The organism is Streptomyces botrytidirepellens (assembly GCF_003721215.1).
Lineage (GTDB): Bacteria > Actinomycetota > Actinomycetes > Streptomycetales > Streptomycetaceae > Streptomyces > Streptomyces himastatinicus.
In genome coordinates, this window is the sequence record NZ_RIBZ01000239.1 from 33,557 (window position 1) to 57,531 (window position 23,975).

A 23,975-nucleotide genomic window follows, 5' to 3' on the forward strand; every position below is an offset into this window, starting at 1 on the left:
GGAACACACCGACTCAGTCAGGTGAGCACTGAAGGAATGCGCGATGACCTGAAGGTCCTCGACGTCAGCGGGCACGACTGGATGGCGGATCCTTGCTCCCAGGAGATCTGGCTGATCCAGCAGCCGGGCCAGCTGACCCGGTACCACCCGGCTCAGCAGGAGATCACCAGAGTCCTGTACCTCCAGCAGGACTGCGCCAACGTGTGGGTCGGCTTCATCGACAGTGCGGTCGAGAGCGGGGGTTGCGTGGCCCGCCGGATCCGCGGTGCCTTGGAGGCGACCCCCGCCAACGGCTGAGCCTGCCCGTCCACGTGGAACGCGAGATGCCCGTGCAGCCGGGTCACCGGCTGCACGGGCATCTCGTGTGACCCGGACGCGGCTCATCTCAGAGGTGGTGCTCGGTGGCCATGGTCACCCGCGCCCTGCATCGCAAAGGTGTCGACGTGGCCCGCTGCACCGCCGAGCGCCTGATGGCCGAGCTCTGCATCGAGGGCGTCATCCGCAGTCAACAGCGCCGCACGACCATCCCGGAGCCGTCCGCACCGCGGCCGCCGGACCTGGTCGACCGCGACTTCACCGCTGAGGGCCCCGATCAGTTCTGGGTCGCCGACATGACCTACGTCAGAACCTGGTCCGGGCCGGGCTTAGGTCGCCTTCGTCCTGGACGTGTTCTCCCGCATGACCGTCGGACATGACGCCGTTCTGGTGGGTGAGGCAGTCGGCGCGCCTGCCCATTGCCACTACCGACTCATTTCGTTCTCAGCTTGCGGTTTCCGGCTCGGTTCTTCGCGATGTTTCGTGTCTTCTTGGTGCTGCCCGACTCGGCGAGCAGGGCGAGTACCGCCAGCGGCGTCGACTCCTCGGCGAGGACGCGTTGCATAATCCGTGACCTTCGCCAACTCGGCCGGTGTCGGCACGTGACCGTCCTCGATGGACAGGTAGAACAGCCAGTCGTTGATGCGGCGGCGAATGAACTCGCGGTAACCCTCCGTCTTGAGCTGGTCGATCTCTGGCAGTAGTTCGACCGACCACTGCCGGAACTCGGCAGGACCGGTCACTTTCATCGCGATCCTGTCCACGAGGGCGACCACCGCCGTCTTGGACACCATCTCGATGGGGTCCCGCAGGATCGTGGCCGCAATCGCGCGGTCTCGGTCGCGGCTCCGCGAGGAAGCGGTTACCGAGACGACGCGTTGGTACGCGGACGATCGGACGTGCTCGTCCGCGACGGCATCGTCGACGTCCACGTCGAGGATGCCGGCTCCCGCTAGCAACTCGGCCACATCGGAATCGCAGGGTTGGTTCTTGGCGGCCTCGCGCCGCTCCCATTCAGCCCGCGGCCTGCGGCGGGGTCGGCCTGCGGACAAGCGGGGCCCCTCGTCGGCGGCGAACAGACGCAGCACCCGTGGCGACGAGTCACCCGTAACCTACCCCCGCACGCCCCGTGGAGGGGCAGACTTGGCTCATGTCGCAGCGAGATGAGCAGGTACGCGAGATTCGTGAGCTCTCCGACGCGGAGGCCGTGCGGGCGTTGACGGTGCTGGTGGAGGACAGGGGGTTGCTGTCCTCGGCCATGAAAATCGCGTTATCCGACGAGGAGTTGGGGGACGCTCTCAAGACTGCGGGGGTCGATCCGGGCGGCGGTGAAGGAGAAGGCGACGTCGCGCGGGCTGCGTTGGAGTATGTCGCCCTGAGCGGGGACAGCGTCGTCGGTGAGGCCGTGGAGTATGTGCGGTCGCCGATGGAGCGGTTCGACCCGGTGTCCGTGTCCGTGGGGGTGCTGGCCGTCACGTTGTTGCAGACCGAGGTCGTGATCAAGCGGGACGCTCGGGGGCGGTGGAGTGTGACCGTGCACAAGCGGGCCCTGAAGGACGCGGCTCTCGCGAGGGTGCTGACGGCTTTGCTCTCCCATCTCACCGACGGCAAGTAGGCCGGCGGTGACGGTCTCCACTAGGGCGCCGTACGAGTGGTGTTGTGATCAGTGCGGCCGGCAGTGTCAGGCGCCGGTGTGGCGCATCGTCGACAGCCGTGAGCGTGCCGATGTCCTCGAAAGTCGCGATGGGCCGGACGGGTTCGGGCCCGGGCTGCACTGGGCGGGTTGCCCCGGCTGCGGGACCCGGGCGCATGTCGAGGCGCCGGTGCTGGTGCTGCGGGCTGGGGCGCTCGTACCGTCGTTGTTCGCCACCTCCGTCGCGGAGCTCCAGCACGATGCCACCGCGAGCGCGACCGCGCTGGTGGAGGAGGCGCGGCTCGCTGGGGCCTTCGCCAGTGGGCGGTTCGGCGGGAACGTGGTCGTGCTACCGCGCAGGTTGCTGCCGTTCGTGCTGAGCCGGGACACAGAACGGGATCTGGCGGATCCCGAGGCGGCATGCGCGGAGTTGACGTCGTATGGGGCTCCGACGGTGGACAACTACCGGATCTTCCTGGACAGTGTGGCGGCGGAGTCGGCGGGATCCGGTGTCCGGAAGCTGCTGTACGCCGTCACCGTGACCATGCCGGACCGGCTCGCCGAACTGATCCGGGCGCACCCCCGGCTCACCGAAGACACCATGGTGCGCGACGCCGGGGCGCGGGAGTTGCGCGAGGTCGCCGGCACCCCGCTGGAGGCACCGCTGCGGCTGCGGCAGCGGCTACTGGAGGATCTGTGCGGGGGTCGTACGCCCGTGAGTACGGCGATCGAGCGCTACGCGGCGGCGCTGGCCGCCTTCGGGCAGAGGCTGCGGGCCCGGCTGTACGAGATGTACGAGCAGGTTCGGGGCGCGGATAGCCCGGAGATCATCCCGCTCGCGCGTGAAGCGCTCGAACTCGCAAGGCAGACGGGTGACATGGTAGTGGAGGGCGAACTCGCAGCGCGGCTGGGTGGGTTGTTGGTGTCTTCTTTGTATACGGCCCATCCTGCCGACCCCGCCGAAGCGGTGCACGTGCTTCAACTCGCCCTCACCCGACTGCCGGAGGGCACCGTCCAGTGGGCCGAGGTGGCCACCAATCTCGCCTCCGCCCAGTACTTCCGTGACGACGGCGACCACATCGAGCGCTGGGAGTCCGCCCGCGATCTGCTCGCCCGCGCCGCCGCCACGGTGGACCGCCACGCCCACGGCGAGTTCTGGGCCCGGGTGCAGACCAACTGCGGGCTGGTGCTCGGTCAGCGTCCGGGTGGCGGTCCCACCGATCTGACCCTTGGTATCGAACATATCCAGGCTGGCCTGGGCGAACGCTCCCCCGAACGCAACCGCGTCGACTGGGCCTACTCCCTGATCAACCTCGGGCTGCTCCTGTTCCGGCGCGGCGAGCCGGGCGACCTCGAGCGGGCTGAGCGGTGCTACCGGGACGCCCTCGGCCAGCTGCGCCCGGAGGACGACCCCGTGCTGTGGTCGCAGCTCCAGTGCAACTTGGCCGACCTGCTGCTCGCCCCCGAGCGCGATGCCGCCGACCCGCGCGGCGCCCATGCCGCGGCGACCGCCGTCGTCGCCTTCGACGCCGCGCACCCGGGGCTCCTCGACATCAGCCGCGCCACCTGGCTCCTGGCCCGGACCGCCGATCTGCTCGACGGTCCGGGGAGCGCCGAGGGCCTACGGCTGCGGCGCGCGGCGCTGGCCGCCGTACCGCCGCGTGTCTTTCCGTTCCTGCATCTGTCCATCGCCAGGGAGGCGGTCGACGCGCTCGCCGCGGCCGAGGGCTGGGGCGGCGCGGCCGATGTGGCGTCGGGCATGCTGACTGCCGTCCACGCACTCTACGACGCCCAGATCACCGCCGCCGGCCGCCGGGGCGTGCTCCTGCTGACGCGCGGAACCGCCCGCCAGGCCGCGTTCCTGCTGGCCCGCGCGGGGCGCCCGGAGCGTGCGGTGGAGGCGATCGAGCGGGGGCTCGCCCGTGAGTTGTCGGCGGTGGCCGGGCGGGACACGGTGGATCTGGCGGCGCTGGAGGGGGTCGATCCGCTGCTGGCCCGCCGGTACCGGGAGGCACGGGAGCGGTACCGGGTGGTGGTCGCCGGGGTCGAGGGGGCGGGCGCCGAGCCGACCAGAGGGTTTGCCGCCTCGGAGGGGGGCGTCACCCCGGACGGGGGGTCCGCCGCCCCGGCCGGTGGATTCGTCCCCTCGACCGGTGGATTCGTCCCTGCGGCTGGAGGGTTCGTCGCCTCCGTGGGCGCGCAGGCTGCAGCCGAGCGCGGTGTGCGCACCGTGGTCGAGGAGATCCGGGCGATCCCCGGCTTCGAGGGGTTTCTGCGGACGACCGAGGTAGCGGATGTCGTCCGGGCGGCGGGCGGGATGCCGCTCGCCTATCTGGTGAACTCGGTCTGGGGCAGCTGTGTCCTCGTGGTGCCGCGGGACGCGCGGGCCGGGGTGCGCGCCGTGTTCGTCCCCGAGGTGACCAGCTCCTCGATCGTCCGGCTCCTGACGCTGGACCTAGAGGCCCCGGAGGCAGGGCTGTTCCTGGTTCAGCAGGCCGGTGCGCTCAAGCGGCGGCGCGAACTGCCGGGCGCGCTGGAGCGGTTGCGGGCGCTCGCCCCGTTGCTGTGGCCCCTCGCCGGGCTGCTGGCGGAGGATCCGCGGCACGATGTGGTCGTCGTACCGACCGGGCTGCTGGGGCAGGTGCCTTTGCAGGCCGTTCCGGTGGGGGAGGGTGGTGAATTGCTCGATGATCTGGGGACGTTGACGCTCGCTCCGTCGGCCGGGGTGTACGCCGCCTCCCGGGTCGCCGCCGGTCGGCCGCCGTCGCTCGTGCCGCGGCTGGTCGCCGTCTCGGATCCCGACGGCTCGCTGCCGGGCGCGCGCAGTGAACTGGCCGAGATCCGGGGGCTGTTCGAGGCGGGCGGGGAGACCGTGTCCGCCGTGGGGGACGATGCCACGGTCGAGTGGCTGCTCGGGCATCTCACGGAGGCGTCCTATCTGCATCTGAGCTGCCACGGGAGCGCGGAACTCATGGGACAGGGCGGCACGTTGGCGCTCGCGGACGGCATCCTGGATCTGGACGCGCTCATACGACGCCAACTCCCGCACTGCCGAGTGGTGGTGGCGGGAGCCTGTCACTCCGGGCGGTACGAGGTCATCGACGCGCCCGACGAGTTCACCGGGCTGCCGGGCGGCTTCCTCCAGGCCGGGGCCGCCTGTGTGATCACCAGCCTGTGGCAGGTGAACGACCTGGCGACGGCGCTGCTGATGACCCGCCTGTACGAGCTGCTCGCCCCCGTCGGCGGTGCGCACGGTGAGCCTCCGGTGTCCGCGCTGCGCGCGGCGCGGACCTGGCTGCGGCGGCTGACCTGGTCCGGCCTCGCGCGGTACACCGACGCCCACCCCCACCTCGCGGCCCTGGCCGGACGGTACGCCCGGCCCGAGCGCGACGCCGACGAACGTCCTTTCGCCTCCCCCGTGCACTGGGCGGCGTTCACGGCGTGGGGGGTGTGAGCGGGGTCAGCCCCGGTAGGTCGGGCCGAGCCGGTCGAGCGTGTATTGGGCGTCGGGGCCGGTGGGCGACTGCGGGGCCCTGATCTCCATGAGGGTGTAGCGGCCGCCGGTAAGGCCGGTGACGACGACCGTGGCGGCCGAGGTGACCTCCCGGCCGTCAGCACAGCTCGGCTGGCAGACCACCTCCGAGACGACGCCCTGCGCGGTGGCCGTGGCGCTGCCCCAGTCGGTCCAGATCAGGTCGTGCAGCATGGCCTTGCCGTCCCCGCAGAACAGCAGGAGCGAGACGGGCTCGGTCAGGGGCTTGCCCGAGCAGTCGTTGATCGCCCCGGTCTGCCGGGTCCGCTGGGGGGTCGGGGCGGGCGGTGCCTGGCTGGTGTGCGTGGCGGGCTGGGTGGCAGGATCGGTGGAGGGGGTCTGCTCCTCGCTCGGCTCCTGCTGCGGGGTCGTCCGCTGTTGCGGTGTGTCGTCCTCGGTCGGCTGGAGCCGGGTCGGTCTGCTCGTCACCGGGGCGTCGGCAGTGCGGGTGCCGCCGTCGCGGCCCGGCACCAGGAGCAGTAGCGCCGTGACGACCACGCCGACGAGGACCGCGGCCACGACCACGAGGGCGAGCCGAGCCCCGGACAGACCGTGTGGCTCCGGGCGCGGCGGCGCCTCGACCGGGGTGTCCGAGGGCGGGGCGGCGTCGACGGGGCCGTCGGCGGGAGTGATCAGGTCGTCGACCTCCACCGTCCAGACGGGAGCCTCGGGCTCCAACCCCCTTATTACGGCCAGCAGTTGGGCGGGCGTCGCCCGCTCCTCCGGATCCTCGGCCAGGCATACGGCGACGACCTGCCGCAGCCGCACCGGCAGATTGTCGAGGTTGGGCCGTCGGTTGCTGACGCCGGTGTACGCGGCGACCAACAGCATCCCCAGCGCGACCATGTCGGCCGCGGGCACGGACGCCCCGCCGCCCCGCCCCGGCGCGTCACCGGTCAGTCGCGGCCCGCCTCGCGTCAGCAGCACGTTCCCGGCCCGCACGTCCCCGTGCGCCCGCCCGGCCCGGTGCAGCACGGCCAGCGCCCCGGCTAGCCCCGCCGCGATCCACAGCACCGCGTCCTCCGACAGCCCTCTGGTGGTCCCGACGACCTCCGCGAGCGAGGGCGCGGGCCCGGCGCCGACGGCATCCTTCCGCGCCAACTCCCCACCGGACCACGCCCCCACATGCCCCGACCCGCCCCCTGCCGGATCACTGCCTGCCGAACGCCTCATCCCGCCCCCCTGGCTAGAAGAAGTTCCAGGACGAGTCTGGCCAAAACCGGCCTGGCCGACAAGAACTTGGACACCGGGGCCCAGCCCTTCACCACACCAACACGCACCGAGAGATGCCTGCTGCTGATGCACCTTCTTGACCGGGACGGCCGGTCCCAGTCCGAGCTGCTCGAATGCCTCGGCGTGGACCAGTCCACCATCTCCAAGGCGCTACGCCGCATGCAGGACGCCGGCCTGGTCATCCGCGAGCCGGCTGCACATGACCGGCGTGTCATGGTGGTTGCCCGCCTACGCCACACCACACATGACGAGGGGCACGCGGCCTGGGGAGCACACCGTCCCGCATGCGGCGCGACCACCTTCAGGTCGATAGGTGCTGCGGCGACCACCTCGCCCCCGGGCCGCAGCATGGCGAATGGCGATCCTGCGGGCCGTACACGATAAGCAAGGAACTGGCATGGACAAGCGTGCAGTATCCTCCGCAGGCGCCGCCCCTGCGACGATGCGAGCCGCCGTCGTCACTCAGCCCGGCGGCCTGGATGCCCTTCAGGCCACCACGGTGCCGATGCCCGAGCCGCAGCCCGGATGGGTGCGCATCGAGGTGAAGGCGTTCGGCGTCAACGAGTCCGAGGTCACCACACGAAAGGGCGAGTCGGACCCGGAGGCCACCTACCCGCGGATCCCCGGCATCGAGGGCGTCGGTGTGGTCGACCAGGCCGACGAGGACAGCGGGCTGCGCCCGGGGCAACAGGTGGCGACCATGATGGGCGGCATGGGCCGGTCCTTCGACGGCTCGTACGCGCAGTACGTGACCGTCCCCGCAGGGCAGGTCATCCCGTTCGAGACCGGCCTCCCGTGGGAAGTGGCCGGCGCGCTGCCGGAGATGTTCCAGACCGCCTACGGCTCCCTCGCCACGGGCCTCACTCTGCAGGCGGGGCAGACGCTGCTGATCCGCTGCGGCACCTCCACGGTCGGGCTGAGCGCGGCCACGATCGCGAAGGACCTCGGAGCACCGTGCTGTCCACCACTCGCAGCCCGGACCGGGCCGGGGAACTGCGGGCCGTGGGTGTCGACCATCCTCTGGTCGATGGTGGCACCATCGCCGACCAAGTGCGCGAGTTGATGCCGTACGGCGTCGACGCCGTACTGGAACTGGTGGGCTGCTCGGTCCTCGCCGACACCTTCCGCATCGTCCGCCGCCACGGCACCGTCTGCTTCACCGGAGCCCTGGCGGGCCAGTGGACGATCTCTGACTTCACCCCGTTCATGATCCCCAGCGGGGTGCGGCTGACCAGCTACGCGGGCGGGCCACCGACCTGCCGGCGCAGGTGTTCCAGCAGCAACTGCAACCCATCGCCGCCGGGCGGCCCAAGGCCCCGGTCGCGAAGGTCTACCACGGCCTGGAGCAGGCGCGCGATGCCCAGGCCGACGTCGAGGCCGGCACGACGCCGGGCAAGCACGTGGTGCTGCTCGACGACTGAGAAACACACACATCCGCCGCCGCCCTCGGAGCCGACCGTCGGCATGCACGAAAAGGAGACTGTCATGGGTGCCAGCAAGGAAGAAATCAGCAAGACCATCCTGGAACTGGAGAAATCCTTCAACGAGCGGTGGAGCGTCGGCGACAACCGCGGCTACCTCGACAACTACGCCGAGGAGATCAGCTACTTCGACCCGATCGAAAAAGACCTGGTCGTCGGNAGCGCGGTAGACGTGGGGGTTGTGCACGTCGAAGGCGTGGAACTCTTCGAAACGGGCCAAATTGCCTTGCACCTCGGTCCTCGCTGCCCTGACCGGGACCAACATCGACAACGCAACGCGCTGGGCGAAGTTCGTCAAGCGGAACTGGACCGACTACGTCGCAAGCCGCCAGACCGACAGCCAAGGCGCCTGACCCACGGCTTCAAGGAGGCTCCGCAGATCACGGATGCGCCTCCGGGCGTACGGCCCGCGGACAGTGTCAGCGGAGTGTCACCGCCCGCTGGCTCTGCGCGGGACGCTCGATGGGCCGGATTTAGGTAGTGCCGCGACCGCCAGTGCGCCGCGTGATCTGGGTGCTCGCGCCACTGCCTGGCGACCCAGACCAACAGGTTGAAGCCATCCCTGAGGTTCCGCCGCAGGGTCTGGATGAGTCCTGGCTCTTCGCTGCGCCCCTCCGCGACGGCACTCCGCCACGCCCTGATCTCCTCGGTGAGCCTCATAGCCGTGGACAGCATCGCATTGAGCAGGGCGTGGGCAGCGAAGTGCTCTTCGCTGCCCACAGGCTGTCGCGCTTTGAGCTCGCGGAGTCGGGCTCGCAGGAAGTCCTGCAGCGGGACGACTTCATCCGCGATGAGGTCATCGGAGTACGCCGGCGGCGGCAACGGCGCGGTCCGCGAACTCCAGGGCGCGACGGATGTCGTCCTCGGTCAGTTCGCTGCGCACGGTCTCTCCCCCTACCCTGGCTCCGTAACTGACAAGCGACACCGTTTATCACCTAGTTTGGGCAGCGCTTGTTGATCACAGAGCCAGAAAATGTCGATGAGAACTGACACCGGTCAGAGGCAGACAAGTGCCTCGGCGCTGTGACGACGGTCGGCACCAGGAGGGCGCGCAGCCCTGTCCGTCCGCACCCCGTCTGGCTCTTCTTGTGGGAATCGCGGCGCCCGGTGGCCGTACCCGCTCCGCTGGCTGCGGCTCGCACTGACCTCACCCGACCTTCTGCAGGGCGCGTTCGCGGCGCGCGGCGATGCTGGAGCCGGACTCCCTGCGCGCCATCCTGCGCAGTACGACCGGTGCCACGAGCAGGCCGAACAGCGCCCAGGCGCCCAGTACTCCGACCGTCTCCAGGTGCCGCCACGACTCCCCGATCTCGACGGCCACAGCGTCGGACGGCAGCAGTGCGGAGCGCATGCCCAGGCCAAGCCAGTAGACCGGGAATACCTGGGCGATCCATTGCAGCCACTCCGGCAGCGCGGTGACGGGGTAGAAGATGCCCGAGATTGCGATCATCCCGAGGAGGGGCAGCTGAATCAGCCCCTGGGAGCGTGCACTGGTGAACAGAGAGCCGAGTATGGCGCCGATCGGCAAGGTGGCCACCATGCCGAGCACCACGACCCAGGCAAGACCCAGCCACGCGTCCACACCGAGGTCGAGCCCGTCGATGAGGAACAGCCCGGGGATCAGGAAGATCGTCAGGTCGGCCAGTAGCCCGCCGGAGACCGAGAGGACCTTGCCGACGAGGTAGTCGGCCATGCCGTGGGGGGTGGCCTTGGCCCGAAGGAGAGTGCCGTCCTCGCGTTCCGCGGTGAGCAGCTGGCTCATGCTGACCATGCCGAAGGAGGCGTTCATGCCCAGGATGCTCGGCAGCGCGAGGGTGCCGAGCAGCAGCCCCGTGCTCCCGAACTCCGCGTCGCGCATAAACCATAAGGCGCCCAGCATCAGCAGTGGCCAGAGCAGGTGGCTGGACAGCTCCGCTCCGTTGGTGAACGACTGTCGCAGCTCGATCAGGCCGCGCGTCAGGCCGACGCGTATCGCACAGGTCATCGTGAAGCCTCCGCCTCGTGCACAAGTGCCAGATAAGTCTGTTCAAGCGAGGCGCGGTGGACTTCGAGTTCGCTGATCTCCTCGCCGTGCTGCTGGAAGAGCTTGCGTACAAAGTCGGTCGACTGCGGCATCGACTGGGTGAAACGCTGCTCGTCGCGCCGCCACCGCACGCGGTCCTCGCCGGCGATCTGCCGGCCCAGTTCGTGCGGCGTGCCGTCGGCGACAACCGCGGCTACCTCGACAACTACGCCGAGGAGATCAGCTACTTCGACCCGATCGAAAAAGACCTGGTCGTCGGCCGTGACGCGGCTGTCGCCCACATCGAGGCGATCTACNGCCGTGACGCGGCTGTCGCCCACATCGAGGCGATCTACTCCAACCCGCACATCGTGCGCAACGAGTACCGCAATCCCGTCGTGCACGTCAGCGACGGCGGTGACTTCGCCGTCCTGGCCTACAACCTGAACACCTACGTGCTCGACGACAACGGCAACGAGCGGCAGCTTCGCGCCTGGAACGCCACCGAGGCGTACCGGCTGATTGACGGCGACTGGCGCATCGTGCACTCCAACTGGGCGTTCACCCAAACCGCGACAGGCGCCATCGCGTCCTGACCGGGGATCAAAGGGGCCCGTGAGCAGCGATCGAAGGAGACGGCCGGCCCCGGTCCGGCCCCCGCTCCGGACGCGATCAAGGTTCACGGGGCACGCATGCGCAACCTCAAGGACATCGACGTCACGGTGCCGCTGGGCAAGCTCGTCGCGATCGCCTGGCGGCCGTGGGCTTGTGCCGCGCCCGCCTCACATGCCGGTCCTGGTTTCGCGGGCCGCGAAGGCGGCCGGGGTGAGACCGGTGTGGCCACGGAAGAAGCGGCCGAAGTTCGCGGGATCGGTGAATCCGAGATGGACGGCCACAGCCCGGGCGTCCCAACCGGCACCTCCCAGCAGGCGCCGGGCCTCGAGCAGCCGCCGCTCGTCGATGACCTCACGCACCCCCTTGCCGGTGGCGTCCCGGGCCGCGCGGCTGAGGGTACGAACCGAACAGCCGAGCAGCCCGGCATAGTCCGCAGCCCGGTGCAGTTCCCGGAAGTGCAGCTCCAGGGCGTCCACGAACCGTGCGTACGTGTCCCTGCGGCCCGTGCCGCCCGCCAACGCGCCGGTGGAGGTGACTTCCGGGGAGTTGGCAAGGCGCAGCAGCAGTGATTCGAGCAGGCTGCGCCGCAGGGCGTGGTGGACATCGAGCCGGCGGCGCCCCAGTGCACGGTGCTCGTCCAGGAGTTGGAGCGCCGTCTGCCGCAGCCAGGCCGCGTCATCGGGGTGCGGGCTCAGTACGGCAGGGGCCTCGTGCGCGGTGAGCGGGGCCAGCAGGCGGGCGGCGTCGGACGTCAGCACCTCCGGCTCGAACAGGATGAACAAGCCACGGGCGGCACCCGGCGGATGCCAGCACTGCGCGTGCCCGGGACGCACCCACAGCCACTGCCCGCAGGCCACGGTCCGCGTTACGTGGTCGACATCGTGGAGCAGCTCACCCTCGGTGACGAGGATCAGGTAGTGGAAGGTGGCGCGGCCCGGACGGGGCGGATTCCACGGCCAGTCATCGTGCTTGGCGAAGAAGTCCTCGACGGTGCTCACCTCAAGGCCGTACGGAGTGCCGACCGGGGGATGGAAACCGTACAGCGGAACCGCGGCCTGCCCGCTGCGTCCGACGCGTGGAGAACGCCTGGAGTGTCGCTTGTCGACCATCACGTGTCCGCAGCGTACCGCCCGATTGCCCGCTTCAGGGAAAAGGATGGGGCATGCCGTCCGCGTCCCTTGGCCGACGCTCCTGCCTGCCACCACCAGAGGAAGGAAACACTCATGAACGGATCGACCCTGCAGACGTTCGCCGCCGAGTGCGCGGAGGAACTGCCCGGAGCCCAGCTAGAGCATCCCTTCGGCCCGGACTGGGAGGTCTTCAAGGTGCGAGGCAAGGTGTTCATGCTGATGACCGAGGTCCCCGGGCGCCCTGTCGTGATCCTCAAGGCGGACCCCGACGAGGCCCATGCTCTCCGGGAAAACAACAGCCACATCACCCCCGGCTACCACATGAACAAGAAGCACTGGATCACTCTGGAGGGCGGGAAAGACGTCGACAAGAAGCTCGTCAGGGAACTCGTTACCGACTCCTACCTGCTCGTCGTCGCCCACCTGTCCAAGGTCGAGCAGCCCGTCGACCCGCATACCTATGGCACCAGCACGCGGGCGGCCCGGTGAGCACGGCCGGTGACCGCCTCCAGGACACCGCCCGCAAGGCGGCCCTCGCCCTCCCCGACGGCCGCTCCTTCACCCGCGACTCGACGTGTACAAGGTCGCGGACAAGGTGTTCCTGATCGTCACCGACGACCCGGACGAACAGATCATCACGGTCAAGTGCGAGCCCCAGGACGCGCGGGCACTGGAGCGCGGCTACGCCTCGATCACCCCGGGCCGCTATCTCGACAAGCGGCACTGGATCTCGCTGGGGGCCGGGCGGGGCATCACGAAGCAGCTGGTCAACGATGTGGTCGAGCACTCCTACGACCTGGTCGTCGACGGTCTGACACAGAGCGAGCGCCCGCCGCGAGCCCCTGGCCCGGACGCGGCCGACAGGTGAACGTTGGCCGCGCCCCCCTTGGACACTGGCTGGCCTCAAGTCAGCCAGGCAGCTCTGGGAGCTGGTCGATGACGCCGCCTCGCTTCCAAGTCCTTGTGCACGAACTGCCCGGTATGGGTCGACTTCTGACAAGGCTGCAACTGACAGCGAGTGAGGTCGACAGTGAGATCAGAGTCCTTATGGAAATTCCACCCCCTGGGATGGCGCCATCGCCCGATTCAGCGATGGCGCCACAGCTGTGGCACCCGATACGGTTAACTGCACCGGCGCTGAGCTGCATCAAGTCCTCAAAGCCTGCCTCGCGCTACGTCTTCAACCCCAGAGAAGGTCTGCCCGTCGGGCAGCGTCAGCGTAATTGCGGCCGGGATGGCACCGGTCGGCTGCTGATCACCACCCGTACTGCGCATCTACCCGACTCCGGACTCCAGCTCGCGCGCTCGCATGCGCAAGGCCACCCGGTGACCCGGCCCGGCCGTGCGCCAGTAGGGGTGCCATCACACTCGCGCAGACAGCTCCAGCAGCCGTCGTCGCAGCGCAGTCCTCCGTTCATGCTGAGCGGGATCGGCGAGCACCCGATAGGTGCGATCCCAGGCACTCTGCGCGGCGATCAGGTCCTCGGGAAAAGTGGGGCATCGCATGGACATATTGCATCAAGTGTTTGATTTTCCCGCCCCGCGGCACGCCGGACCCGGCCGCCCGTCGAGTGTGACTGAGCGCCGTAGTTGGCGAGTGAGCGTTCTAGTTGGCGAGTCCTGAGCGTTGTACTTGGCGGGTGCTCAGTGGCGGCTCCGTCTCGGCCGGAAGCCGCTGACCTTCCTGTGCCCCTGCGGGCAGGATCGCCACCGTGCGCCGCGTCTGCGGCCGAGGCTGGCCCTGGCACGGAACAGCCATCAGCGCCAAGGGGTGATCTTGGTAGGGCGTGGACTCCTCCTGCTCAACGCGACGACCCCGGATGGAGTGGGTCCGGGGTCGTGTGATCTGCCCGCGCACGGAGGTTACGTGGCGAACGGGCCGGTGCCGACGGGGATGGTGGTGGTGACGGCGTTGGTGGCGGTGTCGATCACTGAACCGGTCAGGTGTCGGGTTCGGGGACGTAGGTGAACGTTGTGGTGGGGGTGCCGCCGGGGCCGGTGATGGTGACAGGAACGGTGCCTTCGGTGGCGCTGGGCGGGGTGGTGGCGGTCAGGGTGGTGTCGGAGACGACGGCGAAGGGTGCCGGGGTGCCGTTGAAGGTGACCTGGTCGGTGCCGGCCAGGCCGGTGCCGGTGATGGTCACTTCGGTGCCGCCGGTGGCCGGTCCGGTGTTGGGGCTGATGCCGGTGACGGTGGACGGGGCGAGGTAGGTGTAGGACAGGCCGTCGGCGGTCCCGCCGGGGGTGGTCACGGTGACGGCGTTGCCGCCCGGGGCCGGGGCACCGGCGGCCCTGACGGTGATCTGGGTGTCGGAGACGGTTTGGATGACGGCGCGGGTGGGGCCGAAGTACACGTCGATGGCTCCGGCGAGGTTGCGGCCGGTGATGACGATCTCCTGGTCGCTGCCTGCGACGGGGCCCGCGGCGGGGCTGATGCCGGTCAGGGCGGGGAAGGGGCTGTAGTAGAAGTATCCGAGGGTGCCGGTGCCGCCCGGGGTGGTGACCGTCACGGGGACGGCACCGGATCCGGCGGGGGTGATGACGGTCAGCGAGGTCGCTGTGACGCGTGGCGTGGGTTCAGCGCGCAGCAGGTCGGGGTGGGTATCGGCGATCGCGGAGGCCCGCCTGAGCTCAGGTCCGCGGATGCAGCCGCGAGGCGCGTGCGTATGACGAAACCCCCTCGGCGACAGTGTGGCCGAGGGGGTTCAGGCATCGAGGATGCTCAGCCGTTACGGCTGATCAGGCGGCGGTGACGTTGAGGCCTGCCTGGCCGCTCTGCAGGTTCGCCGCACCGTCCACGATGACGCTGTGGCCGGCCAGCTCGGCGCCGCCGATGCCTTCCAGGTGGCCCGGGTAGCCGCCCTGCAGGGCCAGACCGGCCGCGCCGGCGGCAACGCCGTCCAGGTCGGCGTCGGATATCTCGCGGGTCTCGATCTGGGCGTTGTAGCTCATGAAGCACGCTTCCTTCGTCAGTGGTCTCTTGTGTGAGGCGACCGGGACCACAACCGCGGTCCGGGACCGGCGCGGACTCCGGTACGGGCAGAGCTCTCCGCCCGTACCGGAGAAAGAGATCCGCAGACACGGAGAACCTGCGGATCCGACTCGCCGATCACCAGCCGCCCCACTCCGACTGCGCCACGCGTCCCCCACACGTCACACCCGCACGAACCCGGTGACGTATGCCACGTCACGTACGGCCGTAGACGTGACAGAACAAGCGGTCCGCAATCGCAGAAGCCGTCCCCGAAGTGTGACGCCACCGCGAACGCTTCCCGCCGGACCTCGTGATGCAGCAGACCCATCCCCCCGGCGCTGCCCCGGCTCGCCGGGGGCGTACGGAGATGCTGGCGGCCGGGCCGGATTCCGCGAGCTGCTGGTACGTGCGGTACCAGTCGGTCTGAGCCTCCAAGAGGTCCGGAGGGACGTCGTCGTTCCGGGTCCTGAGGGCAACGGCAAAGGGCCGCGATCAGCACCGCCGCGGCGTTCACGCGCCGGTACGGTCACGTGCAGGGGGCCGGAGCCACTGGCATTGGCTCCGGCCCCCTCACCTGCCCGACGGGGCGGTGTCAGTCGGTGCCTTCATGCGGTTCGAGCAGCGCGAAGTAGGTCTGGCGCTGCTGCTCGGTCAGCGTGCCGTCGAGCGAGAGTGCTGAGCGCAGTGCGCTCAGCGTGTCCGCGGCCGGCGCGTTCCACGTGGTGTGGGCCTGGCGCTGGATTTCCCCGATGGTGGAGTACGCGTCGCTGGGGAAGTGGCGGACGTACCAGTCGAGCATCTTGGCCACCGACGGGGTCAGGTTGAAATGCCACCAGGACCGCTTCCCTGGCTTCTTGGCCTCGTCGGCGAACATCTCGACGGACTCGGCGAAGTCGTGCATCACCGCGCCCTGGACGACCCGTCCCAGATGCTGGGTGGGGATGATCCGGTCGAGGCTGGCGGCGACGGACCAGGCCAGTTCGTTGGCGATCTCGGCCACGGATTCGGTGTTGCGCTGGCGCAGCACCCACCGCTTGCGCACGTCGGGCCGGTCCCAGAGCGTGCGATGGAAGTCGGTGACGAACCGGTCGCGGACATCGGCCGCGCCGGGGGAGAGGTTGTCGCGGTCGCCGGCGGACATGGCGGCGTCGATGCCCTGGTAGGAGCGTTGGCGGGCCTCCACCCAGTCCTCGGCCACCGCGCGCGCCCACTGGTCGCGGCCGCCGATGGTGGCCTGCGGCAGGGGCACCTCGCTGTTGCCGCGCGAGATGTAGGCGCGCAGCGTGGAGGCGGTGATGCCGCCGAGCTCGGCCATCTCCGGGGCCCCGATCAGCTGCGCCGCGGTCAGCTCGGGGCTGGAGAGGTCGACCACGCACCGCTCCAGCGGCAGCGCGTTCTCCTGCTCCTGGTGGTGCTGGGCCCACAGCGCCAGGTGGTCGGGCCAGTGGTCCGGCCGCGGGGCGTCGGGGTCGAAGGTGGTGACCTTGCCGACGTACGCCCTGGCCGGGTCGGCCCGGCCGTCGAGCATGTCGGCGGCGGTGACGGTGACCGCCAGGCGGGCCTTGCGCCGTTCGTAGTCCTGCTCGATGGGGTCCCAGACCTGGCCGGGCCGGTACCAGGTGTCGCCGTTCCACCAGTAGCCGCCGGCGCGGAACAGCAGCTCGTCCGCCGACCACTGGGTGTGCCAGGAGGAGGTGTCGCCGTCGCGCATGAGCAGCACGGTCCGGCCGTGTTCAGGGTGGTAGCGCACCGACCAGCCCAGCGTGTGCTGCTTGGGGTCGGTGGTGAAGGCGTGCCAGCCGTCGTCGACGCGGTTCTTGTCGTAGCGGCCCCACCTGCCGTCGCCCTTGTTGCGGCCGACGGCCTCGATGGCCTCCGGGCCCTCGTCGAGGGGGAGGTGGGAGTCGTCGACGAAGGGCAGGCCCGGCACCGGGTGGTCGGTGCGCAGGCCGTTGGCGAGCGGATGAACGTGGCTCAACGCTGATTCCTCGTTTCACTCCGAATGCTGCATCTCTTATGCAGCACTGAACATCTCCCCTTATGCATGCACACCAATCCTCCTTGCACAGCCATTTTCGGCCAACCTTCCGCAGCGGCCGTGGGGCCTGGCACCATCCGGCCGTGCCCCTCAGCCGGGAGCACGCACGCCGCGCATCTTTGCCGGGCCAAGACAGGTGAAGCCGTCGACGGCTGCACCTGCACATCTACGATGCGGCCGTGCGAAACACCAAGGCCCTCAAGGAAGCCGTTGCCCAGACGCTCGCTGAGCCGGCTCACCGTGGGGTGACGCTCGCCCCCTCGACCGTTGAGGACACCATCGAGAAGAACATCAGCACCGTGGCTGAGCGGCTCGGGATCCACGTGCGTTCCGCCTGGCGGTACTTCGACGCCTCAGTACTCGCTGACCGTCTCGCCCACAACGCGCGCGCCTTCGAAGAGAGCAGCGCGACCGAGGGTGCCGGGCACACGCCGATGCCGCCGGTCGGCAACCCCGAGCCGGCGCTGGCCTCGCCGGCGTCCCGGACGCCCTGGCACAGACCGGCTGCGACCTGTACGGCGTCATCGTCAACGTGGCGGTCAACGCCTGGATGGCCGGCCACATCAACGGCGAGGACGGCTGCACCGGTTGTGATGGCAGCCGTGGTCCGGCCGGCCACGACTGCAAGGCCCGGATGCGCACCATCACCGAGATGCAGCCGGACATCGCCACGTGGTTCGACCGTGACGCGTGGACTCGCGCGGTCAACGATGCCGGCTACACCGTCACCCGCCACTGACCAGCGCATGACGGGGAAAGCCCCTATCGGGGCTTCTCGTCATCGGACTTGGATCAGCACGGGCCACCGCAGAGGCGAGCTGCCCGAAGGGGCTACGGGAGGCGGGGCCTGAGTACCTGTACTCAGGTTTCCACCACTGTTTCGTGAAACGGTGGGGATGTGACGAAGAGCAGGACTGCCCGCGGGGTGAAGGGCACACTCGTGTCGGCCGTGGCGGCAACCGCCTGCTACTGGATGTGGGCCTCCCTGCTGGAGCGGGCAGACGAAGTAGCTGAGGCCAATGGGCGCGTGATGGGCGCGGGGTGGTTCGAGAGCCTGCTAGCGATGATTGCGGGCCTGCTGTCGATGCCGGTGCTGTTGTGGGTGGGGATGCGCCTGCTGGGCGCGCGGGGCAACCATCTTCTCGTCCTGTTCGGGACGGTGGCGTGGTTGTTCATCGGCGGCTACGTGGTCGACGGCTTCGTCAGCGACACGGCCACTGCCGCGTTCCTTGCCCTCTTTGTGGTGCTCGGCGCTCTGCTGTCTCTGGTCGAACTTCCGGGGGAGTGAGCAGGCCCTCCGGAAGAGCGCGGGCCACTGGGGCCTCGCCTCATACTTCTCCACCGTGCGGCTTGGAACCAAGGCCACCCTGCGGGACGGGCAGTCCGGCCGCCGCGCTCGCGCATCGCGTACGTCGAGGCGTAGGGGCTTCCCGAACACCCGTGCAGCGCCCCGGACAGCTGGTTGCTCCGGGGCGCTGTGGTGTCTGCTGCACGGTTGCTCAGTGGGGTGGTGGGTGATGCTGCTCGGTGATCGGGGGTGCTGAAGCGTTGCGGGATCAGCCGTCAGTGCTACTACCGGTAGCAGCGATGCTATGAGGCCGAGGGCACCGGCCCGAGCGTGGGGAGCGCTGGCACCCGGAGACCGTCCGCCGGATGCTCGCCAACACCAACGACCGGCCGCCGACCCTGCGCTGACGCACCGCGTAGTCGGACGGGACCAAGAGCGGAAACGGCGGGTGTTTAACCTGGCACTAAAATATATGACAGAAAAGTAATGATGATATTCGCCAAGAACAAAAACATCGTCACATAAGTCACACGGCGGTAAAGGTTCACCTTTTCTCGGTCCCATGGAACGCTCGGAGTTCCCTTTTTGACGTCGGTGCTTCGTAGCTCGTGCCGCATCGCCAACTTCGGCTTTTCATCGGTCAATAGTACGTAGGTGACCGTCTGCTTCTTGGCAATAAGGCCAGGTCCGACTTCCAGTACGGTGCCCTGGTAGGAAGCGGGGGGTGCGGTGCCGCTCGGGGGAGTTGAGGAAGCGTCGAGAAACCCGAGGATCGGTACCGTGATGTCCACTTTGATCGGCCTTGCTCCTTCGAAGTCGCTGCCGTTGATGTCGTCACGCCCGGCATTCGCCAGATGTAGACGCACGACGTGAGGGTCTGTCAGAGGTGGCGTACTGCTAGGGCCAGCAGGAGGAACCAGAGTGACCTGCAATGTCCCTGCGAGGTTGCTATGCGAACCAAGGAGCTGGTCTGTCTCCATCAAGTATGTGAGACGGTGGCGCTTTGTGCCCAAGATCCGCGGGACCACTAGGGAACCGATGCCTACGCCGAGTGTCACGAATACGCCAGCGGCGGTCCAGAACGTACCCCACGGATATCCTGCGACTGTCCCATGCATACGGCAGATTTAATCATGGGCAGTTCGTGAATGGACGCCCTCTGTTGTTGAACACTTCTGGTGGCCACTGGATGCCGACTCCTGCCTGGCCGTCGACGGCCAGGCGCCGTTGCGTACGGCGAGTTCACCGCGCAGCAGGTCGGGGCCGGCATCGGCGATCGCGAAGGCCCGCTTGACCCCTTCCACGAGCCCCTGGTCGATGTGGTAGAGCCGCGCCCGCTCGTCGCGCTGGAGCAGTCGGGCCGAGCCGGCCGGGCCGACGCGGCGCTGTACCGCCTGGACGGCTGGTGAGGGTTCCGCCGATCTTCGCCTTCGTGATCGGGGTGGTCGGGGGGTCGGTGAAGTACTGCTGCACTTCGTCGAACGAGGCGGTGCCTCCCAGGTCGATGATCCGGCGCAGCACCGCGCGAGCCCCGGGCATCAGGGAGGCGATCACCCGGAAGAGCGCCTGCTCGCTCCAGCCGTCCCCGATGTCATCGCTGTCCAGGTCCTGCGGGCCGGGGCGTGGGTCGAGGGCTGGTGGTTCCGGCCAGTCGTCAGGAGGGGACGGGGCGCAGCCCGTAGGCGGCCTGAACGGCGGCTATCTCCTGCCCGTAGGTGTCGATCGTCAGCTGCACGACGTCCCCTCCGCGGTGGCTGCCGACCTTCTCCGGATCACCGCCCCGGGGCTGCTGACACGGCCCGGTCCAGCCGCACCCTCACAATCTCCTGGCTGAGGGCTGGGCCCGTCGCCCGGCGTCATGCTGGGCGACGGACGACGGGGTCAGTCAGCGATGGCGACGGTGACCGGGGCGTTCGGGCAGTTGGCGGCGAGGTTGGTCAGGGTCTGCTGTTCGGCCGGGTGGACGGTGAGGTTCCAGCGGAGTTTGATCGCCGTCCAGTCGGCCACGTACCGGCACACCACCGCGTCGTCAGGCAGCCACTCGGACACGTCCTGATCGCTTTTTTGGCGGTTGGACGGGCGGTCACCGCTACCAGGGCTCGGCTGTCTGCGAGGTCGTTGGCGTACCTGTATCGCCGCTTGCCGGTCCAGGTGGAGTCGCCCGAATCCCAAGCCTCGGCGAGCGGGATGAGGTGTTATCCGCACCTTGTGTTCGCAGCCGCTGACGTCTGTGACGAGTGCGGTGTGCACCGTGTCCTTTCTGTGAGCGGTGCGTTATCCGGTACAGCGGCGAGGTGCCGCTGACAGCGATGACAGACGGGGCACGGTGGCATGTACGCAGCGGGTGGTCACGGGGGAAGGTGTGACGTGGACGGTCCTCGACGATGACTACCGCGTCGCGGAGCCGGTCGAGCAATACCTGGAGTACCTGAGGTTGAGAGACTGCTCGCCTGTCACTTACCTGCATAGTTGCCGCACTGGTGGATCTGTGACCTAGGGTGTGGCAGTTTCATCGACAGGATTTAACTAGCCTTGTGACCTGCGACTATGTGACTAGCTCCGATTTGATCATGCTGCTGAACTGGGGTGCGGCACTTCAGATGGGAGATGTTGCAACTCCACTGGTAAGACCTTTGAGTTCAGAGGACTTAGTCGAGGTTCATCCATTGTCATGGACGTGAAAATCGGCTAGGAGTCGGGTCCGCGGCGGCCTGGTTGCCCGGCGAGTCGATTCGACAACCGGCCTGGCCTGCGGTGAGGGTGAAGGCCAGAGGTCGTGCCCGGCCGTCGGCGGCCAGATGAACCTTCGTGCTCAGCCCACCGCGGGAACGCCCGAGGGCGTGATCAGCGGGTTCGGCTCGGTCGGCTGCCCCTTTTTGAGTGCGCCGGCGGCGTGCTGGTGGGCTCGGACGATGGTCGAGTCGACCGACACGGTCCAGTCGATGTCGTCCTCGGCATCGGCTGCGGCCAGGAGAGCGGCGAGGATGCGTTCCCATGTGCCGTCGACGGCCCATCTGATCAGGCGCTTGTGAGCTGTCTGGAACGGGCCGAGCTCGTCCGGCAGGTCTCGCCACGGCGAGCTGGTGCGGTACTTCCACGCGATGGCCTCAAGTGTGCGGCGGTGGTCGGCCCACCGCCGCCCGCGAACCGGATCGGCCGGCATCAGTGGCGCGATCCTGTCCCACATCGCATCAGTGATCACTAATCGGACAGAACATCCAGTCAACCGAGTAACCAGCCAGGCGGACACGTGTCAGGACTGCCCATCCCAAGCCGGAAGTTCGGCTGCGGTGACAATGCTGCGGACGCCCAGGTCCGCCCGCCGGGCCGGGGCTGTCTGGTCAACAATGACGGAGCAGCCGGCCCACTGCCCGCCGCATTCCTCGACCATCGACCGCACAGCCGACGCCTGGCTACCCGTTTCGATCCAGTCATCGACCAGCAGCACCCGGTCTTCGGGGCCCACCGCCATCCGCTGCAGACGCAGCTCCTGGCGAGTACCCCGGTAGTCGGGGTCGCTGCACCTGGTGACCTTCTTCCCGGGGAAGATCCCCTCGCCCTTGCGTACCGCGGCGAAGCCGACGCCGAGCTCGACGGCAGCTGCCGCGCCCAGCAGGAACCCCCGCGACTCAATGCCGCAGACGGCCGTGACGCCGTCTTCCCGGAACGGCCCGGCCAGTCCACGGACCACCGCAGCAAGAGCCTCGGGGTCACGGAAGACCTGCCAGACGTCAGCGTGGCCGCCGATCCAGCGGAAGCGTTCAAGGACCAGGCCGCGCGCGTGAGACATCATGATCGCGAATCTGTGGACGAACTGGCAGCCCAGGCAACCGGATTCTCCGCTCGGGGAATACAGGCGGGCAGGTGGCACTCCACGTTCGCCGTGATCCTCATCTGGGCCCGACGCTGGCCAAAGAGACAGAACCTAGGCCGGAGCAGGGCAGCCGGAGGTACTCTGCACGGGACCTGCCGTGCGTCTCCTCAGGCGCTGGTGTGCTGGTCCAGGGCCGTGCTGACACCGCACCGGGGCAACCTCGGTAGAGGTAAGGAGCTGCACCCTGACGTCGAGCGAGTGCTGATCCCGCCCAGCTGCGGCGGCCTTGGCTGACCCGCTCCACGCAGCGCCCGCGAGGGCGTGCTGGCCGCAGCGGCTGCTCGATCGACTCTGTCCGTTCACGCGAGCCATGGCGGCAGGATCAGCAGTCTGCGTACTGCCGGAGTATGGAGATGACCCCGCGGACTTTGGCCTCGGCATTGTGCGGCAGCGGGTCGGGGTTGAAGTGCATCAGGTCGTTGCGGATTTTACGGACCTCATCAAGGCGCTTGGTGAAGGCCACACGATCCAGTGGCCAGCCCAGCTCCTCCCACCGCTGGCGGTTGCCCAGGACGCTCAGGTAGTCGCCGAAGGTGAGCTGGTCGAACGAGGTCAGGCGGCGAGAGCCGTCGCGGTCGCACACGGCCGTGACATCGACCAGGTCGAAGCGGTCGGTGATGACGGCACGCAGGCGTCGGTCAAGTTCTCCGATGAGCAGGAACGGGGTGGCTTGCGTGCCGTAGGCGAGCGCGACATCGGCCACGGTCAGAATGCCGATCTCGCCTCGGGCACCGCGCACGAGGAGGAAATCGGTGTCCGCCAGGACAGGCAGCACATCGACGAGATCGTGGTCGAAGCGGACCTCCCGGGCATCGACCACCGCGTCGATCAGCGTGCAGTCAGCCTTACGGTGGCGGGCTTGGGCGATCGACTTCCATGTCACCGCCCCCTTCAGCTGGCGGCCGGCTATGACAGGCAGCTGGGAGAAGTCGTTCAACAGCAGCAGGGTCACTGCGTTTTCGAGCGTTGCCTGTGGGCTGACGCTCACCACCTCACCCATGGCGGAGACGATCGTGCCCACGGTCGGCCCCGGCTCCCTCACCGGCCGCTCCTCGTCACCGTCCAGATCATCCCGGGCCGGGGCGCCATCGCCGGGCGCCTCCTCGACGGGCGCGCGCTGCAACTGCACAGCGGTATCAAGACTGACCTGCGTGAAAGGCGGCACGGTGACGAGACTGTGGTTGGCCAGGGCGGTCTCGATCTTCTCCGTCACCACGCCGCGGCCGTACTCGCCCCACCATCCCAGCAGCTCACGCACGAGCAGTGTCTGCGGTCGGTTTTCGGCTGCTGCCTGCCGAGCGGCCCGCAGGCGCAGGTGCCGCTCCTTCTCGCTCAGAGCTGCTGTGGTGGGCTCATCACCGGCGTCCTCGTCCTCGGACGGCGTTTGCGCACTCTCCTCCACAGCCTGGTCAAGGAGCTGCTGGCGTACGGAGTCGAGGTCCCGTCCGCCGTCGAGCTGCCACGCGGTCCAGCCGTCGAAGCTGCCGTACCCGACGGCAACGTGCGCGGCTGTGGAGGGGGAGCGGTAGATCCGCCCGCTCGGCAGGAGCCGGATTGCGCCACCCTGTTCGTGTGTCACCTCTGCCTGGTGCCGCTCGCCCTTCTTCTTCCGCGCGAACGTCAGAGGTTGCCGATCAGTGAGCAGCCCGGCAGCCAGCAGGTCCGCGATCCGCACCCGCCGCCCGTCCAGCAGGTACGGATGCGCGGAAGGCCGGGGGCCTTCTGCCGCCTCATTCATGACCTGCCCCGTCCCGTTCCTCGCGCGTGCACGCAACTGCTGCTCCTGATACCACCTGGGACGATCCTAATTGCGGGCGAGGCGCGGTAGGCGGCACACCAACCGCGGCCGGCGTCCTCGGG

General features: G+C 68.8%; 22 protein-coding genes and 3 pseudogenes. 12 read left to right on the plus strand and 13 right to left on the minus strand.

Going from position 1 to position 23,975, the window contains the following annotated elements; all coding sequences use genetic code 11:
• The first annotated feature begins 21 nt into the window (after positions 1-21).
• On the plus strand, positions 22-297 hold the full coding sequence (locus tag EEJ42_RS18430; RefSeq protein ID WP_148081988.1) for an FAD-dependent oxidoreductase: 276 nt from the start codon (positions 22-24) through the stop codon (positions 295-297).
• Positions 298-401: 104 nt separating this feature from the next.
• Positions 402-695, plus strand: a complete 294-nt coding sequence (locus EEJ42_RS18435; RefSeq protein ID WP_123101013.1) for a hypothetical protein — start codon at positions 402-404, stop codon at positions 693-695.
• Positions 696-740: 45 nt separating this feature from the next.
• On the opposite strand, the gene EEJ42_RS18440 is transcribed toward EEJ42_RS18435, so the two are convergent.
• Complete coding sequence (locus EEJ42_RS18440; protein WP_221179385.1) at positions 741-1,403, minus strand: hypothetical protein; 663 nt, start codon at positions 1,401-1,403, stop codon at positions 741-743.
• Between the two features lie 62 nt (positions 1,404-1,465).
• On the opposite strand from EEJ42_RS18440, the gene EEJ42_RS18445 reads away from it, so the two are divergent.
• Both EEJ42_RS18445 and EEJ42_RS18450 read left to right on the plus strand, forming a co-directional pair.
• Positions 1,466-1,930 carry a hypothetical protein gene (locus tag EEJ42_RS18445; RefSeq protein ID WP_123101039.1) on the plus strand — a complete coding sequence of 155 codons (465 nt, stop codon included), beginning with the start codon at positions 1,466-1,468 and terminating at the stop codon, positions 1,928-1,930.
• 76 nt (positions 1,931-2,006) lie between these two features.
• Positions 2,007-5,402 (plus strand): CHAT domain-containing protein, encoded by a 3,396-nt coding sequence (locus EEJ42_RS18450; RefSeq protein WP_246096887.1) that lies wholly within the window; start codon positions 2,007-2,009, stop codon positions 5,400-5,402.
• Positions 5,403-5,408: 6 nt separating this feature from the next.
• Here EEJ42_RS18450 and EEJ42_RS18455 read toward each other — a convergent pair whose 3' ends face one another.
• On the minus strand, positions 5,409-6,581 hold the full coding sequence (locus EEJ42_RS18455) for a serine/threonine-protein kinase (RefSeq protein ID WP_246096891.1): 1,173 nt from the start codon (positions 6,579-6,581) through the stop codon (positions 5,409-5,411).
• Positions 6,582-6,770: 189 nt separating this feature from the next.
• Between EEJ42_RS18455 and EEJ42_RS18460 the strand changes: the two are divergent.
• A pseudogene (locus EEJ42_RS18460) lies at positions 6,771-6,938 on the plus strand (MarR family transcriptional regulator); the annotation flags it as partial.
• Positions 6,939-7,155: 217 nt separating this feature from the next.
• Positions 7,156-8,134: pseudogene (locus EEJ42_RS54235) on the plus strand (alcohol dehydrogenase catalytic domain-containing protein).
• A gap of 1,207 nt (positions 8,135-9,341) precedes the next feature.
• Here EEJ42_RS54235 and EEJ42_RS18475 read toward each other — a convergent pair.
• Complete coding sequence (locus EEJ42_RS18475) at positions 9,342-10,178, minus strand: ABC transporter permease (protein WP_123101016.1); 837 nt, start codon at positions 10,176-10,178, stop codon at positions 9,342-9,344.
• Between the two features lie 203 nt (positions 10,179-10,381).
• Here EEJ42_RS18475 and EEJ42_RS18480 point away from each other — a divergent pair, with 203 nt between their 5' ends.
• The gene (locus EEJ42_RS18480; RefSeq protein WP_425472924.1) at positions 10,382-10,792 is read left to right on the plus strand and encodes a nuclear transport factor 2 family protein; all 411 of its coding nucleotides are present in this window, start codon (positions 10,382-10,384) and stop codon (positions 10,790-10,792) included.
• A gap of 186 nt (positions 10,793-10,978) precedes the next feature.
• Here the strand turns inward: EEJ42_RS18480 and EEJ42_RS18485 are convergent, their stop codons facing one another.
• Positions 10,979-11,809, minus strand: coding sequence for a helix-turn-helix domain-containing protein (locus EEJ42_RS18485; RefSeq protein WP_246096904.1), 831 nt, complete (start codon positions 11,807-11,809; stop codon positions 10,979-10,981).
• Between the two features lie 225 nt (positions 11,810-12,034).
• On the opposite strand from EEJ42_RS18485, the gene EEJ42_RS18490 reads away from it, so the two are divergent.
• Positions 12,035-12,430, plus strand: coding sequence for an MmcQ/YjbR family DNA-binding protein (locus EEJ42_RS18490; RefSeq protein ID WP_123101018.1), 396 nt, complete (start codon positions 12,035-12,037; stop codon positions 12,428-12,430).
• Positions 12,431-12,515: 85 nt separating this feature from the next.
• Entirely contained in the window at positions 12,516-12,809 is a 294-nt protein-coding gene (locus EEJ42_RS18495) for an MmcQ/YjbR family DNA-binding protein (RefSeq protein WP_184503152.1), read from the plus strand.
• Positions 12,810-13,804: 995 nt separating this feature from the next.
• Here EEJ42_RS18495 and EEJ42_RS54670 read toward each other — a convergent pair.
• From EEJ42_RS54670 to EEJ42_RS18520, 4 genes are all read right to left on the minus strand, one after another.
• Positions 13,805-13,873 carry a hypothetical protein gene (locus EEJ42_RS54670; protein WP_425472925.1) on the minus strand — a complete coding sequence of 23 codons (69 nt, stop codon included), beginning with the start codon at positions 13,871-13,873 and terminating at the stop codon, positions 13,805-13,807.
• An 8-nt stretch (positions 13,874-13,881) separates the two neighbouring features.
• A complete protein-coding gene (locus tag EEJ42_RS18505) occupies positions 13,882-14,451 on the minus strand; it encodes an IPT/TIG domain-containing protein (protein ID WP_246096906.1) in 570 nt (189 codons plus the stop codon).
• 229 nt (positions 14,452-14,680) lie between these two features.
• The gene (locus EEJ42_RS18510; RefSeq protein WP_123101019.1) at positions 14,681-14,893 is read right to left on the minus strand and encodes a type A2 lantipeptide; all 213 of its coding nucleotides are present in this window, start codon (positions 14,891-14,893) and stop codon (positions 14,681-14,683) included.
• A gap of 614 nt (positions 14,894-15,507) precedes the next feature.
• Positions 15,508-16,893, minus strand: a complete 1,386-nt coding sequence (locus EEJ42_RS18520) for a hypothetical protein (protein WP_123101021.1) — start codon at positions 16,891-16,893, stop codon at positions 15,508-15,510.
• 592 nt (positions 16,894-17,485) lie between these two features.
• Here EEJ42_RS18520 and EEJ42_RS52905 point away from each other — a divergent pair.
• Positions 17,486-17,692, plus strand: coding sequence for a hypothetical protein (locus EEJ42_RS52905; RefSeq protein ID WP_246096908.1), 207 nt, complete (start codon positions 17,486-17,488; stop codon positions 17,690-17,692).
• A 186-nt stretch (positions 17,693-17,878) separates the two neighbouring features.
• Positions 17,879-18,241 carry a hypothetical protein gene (locus EEJ42_RS18530; RefSeq protein WP_123101022.1) on the plus strand — a complete coding sequence of 121 codons (363 nt, stop codon included), beginning with the start codon at positions 17,879-17,881 and terminating at the stop codon, positions 18,239-18,241.
• Between the two features lie 452 nt (positions 18,242-18,693).
• On the opposite strand, the gene EEJ42_RS50305 is transcribed toward EEJ42_RS18530, so the two are convergent.
• The gene (locus EEJ42_RS50305; protein WP_148081989.1) at positions 18,694-19,107 is read right to left on the minus strand and encodes a hypothetical protein; all 414 of its coding nucleotides are present in this window, start codon (positions 19,105-19,107) and stop codon (positions 18,694-18,696) included.
• Between the two features lie 312 nt (positions 19,108-19,419).
• Here EEJ42_RS50305 and EEJ42_RS50955 point away from each other — a divergent pair, with 312 nt between their 5' ends.
• A complete protein-coding gene (locus EEJ42_RS50955) occupies positions 19,420-19,650 on the plus strand; it encodes a hypothetical protein (protein ID WP_184503153.1) in 231 nt (76 codons plus the stop codon).
• A 472-nt stretch (positions 19,651-20,122) separates the two neighbouring features.
• On the opposite strand, the gene EEJ42_RS50960 is transcribed toward EEJ42_RS50955, so the two are convergent.
• From EEJ42_RS50960 to EEJ42_RS18550, 4 genes and pseudogenes are all read right to left on the minus strand, one after another.
• The gene (locus tag EEJ42_RS50960; RefSeq protein WP_184503154.1) at positions 20,123-20,290 is read right to left on the minus strand and encodes a hypothetical protein; all 168 of its coding nucleotides are present in this window, start codon (positions 20,288-20,290) and stop codon (positions 20,123-20,125) included.
• Between the two features lie 689 nt (positions 20,291-20,979).
• Positions 20,980-21,428 (minus strand): annotated as a pseudogene (locus EEJ42_RS18540) (IS5 family transposase); the annotation flags it as partial.
• Between the two features lie 66 nt (positions 21,429-21,494).
• Positions 21,495-22,034 carry a phosphoribosyltransferase family protein gene (locus tag EEJ42_RS18545; protein ID WP_221179386.1) on the minus strand — a complete coding sequence of 180 codons (540 nt, stop codon included), beginning with the start codon at positions 22,032-22,034 and terminating at the stop codon, positions 21,495-21,497.
• A gap of 403 nt (positions 22,035-22,437) precedes the next feature.
• Positions 22,438-23,853, minus strand: coding sequence for a restriction system modified-DNA reader domain-containing protein (locus EEJ42_RS18550; RefSeq protein ID WP_184503155.1), 1,416 nt, complete (start codon positions 23,851-23,853; stop codon positions 22,438-22,440).
• Positions 23,854-23,975: the final 122 nt, after the last annotated feature.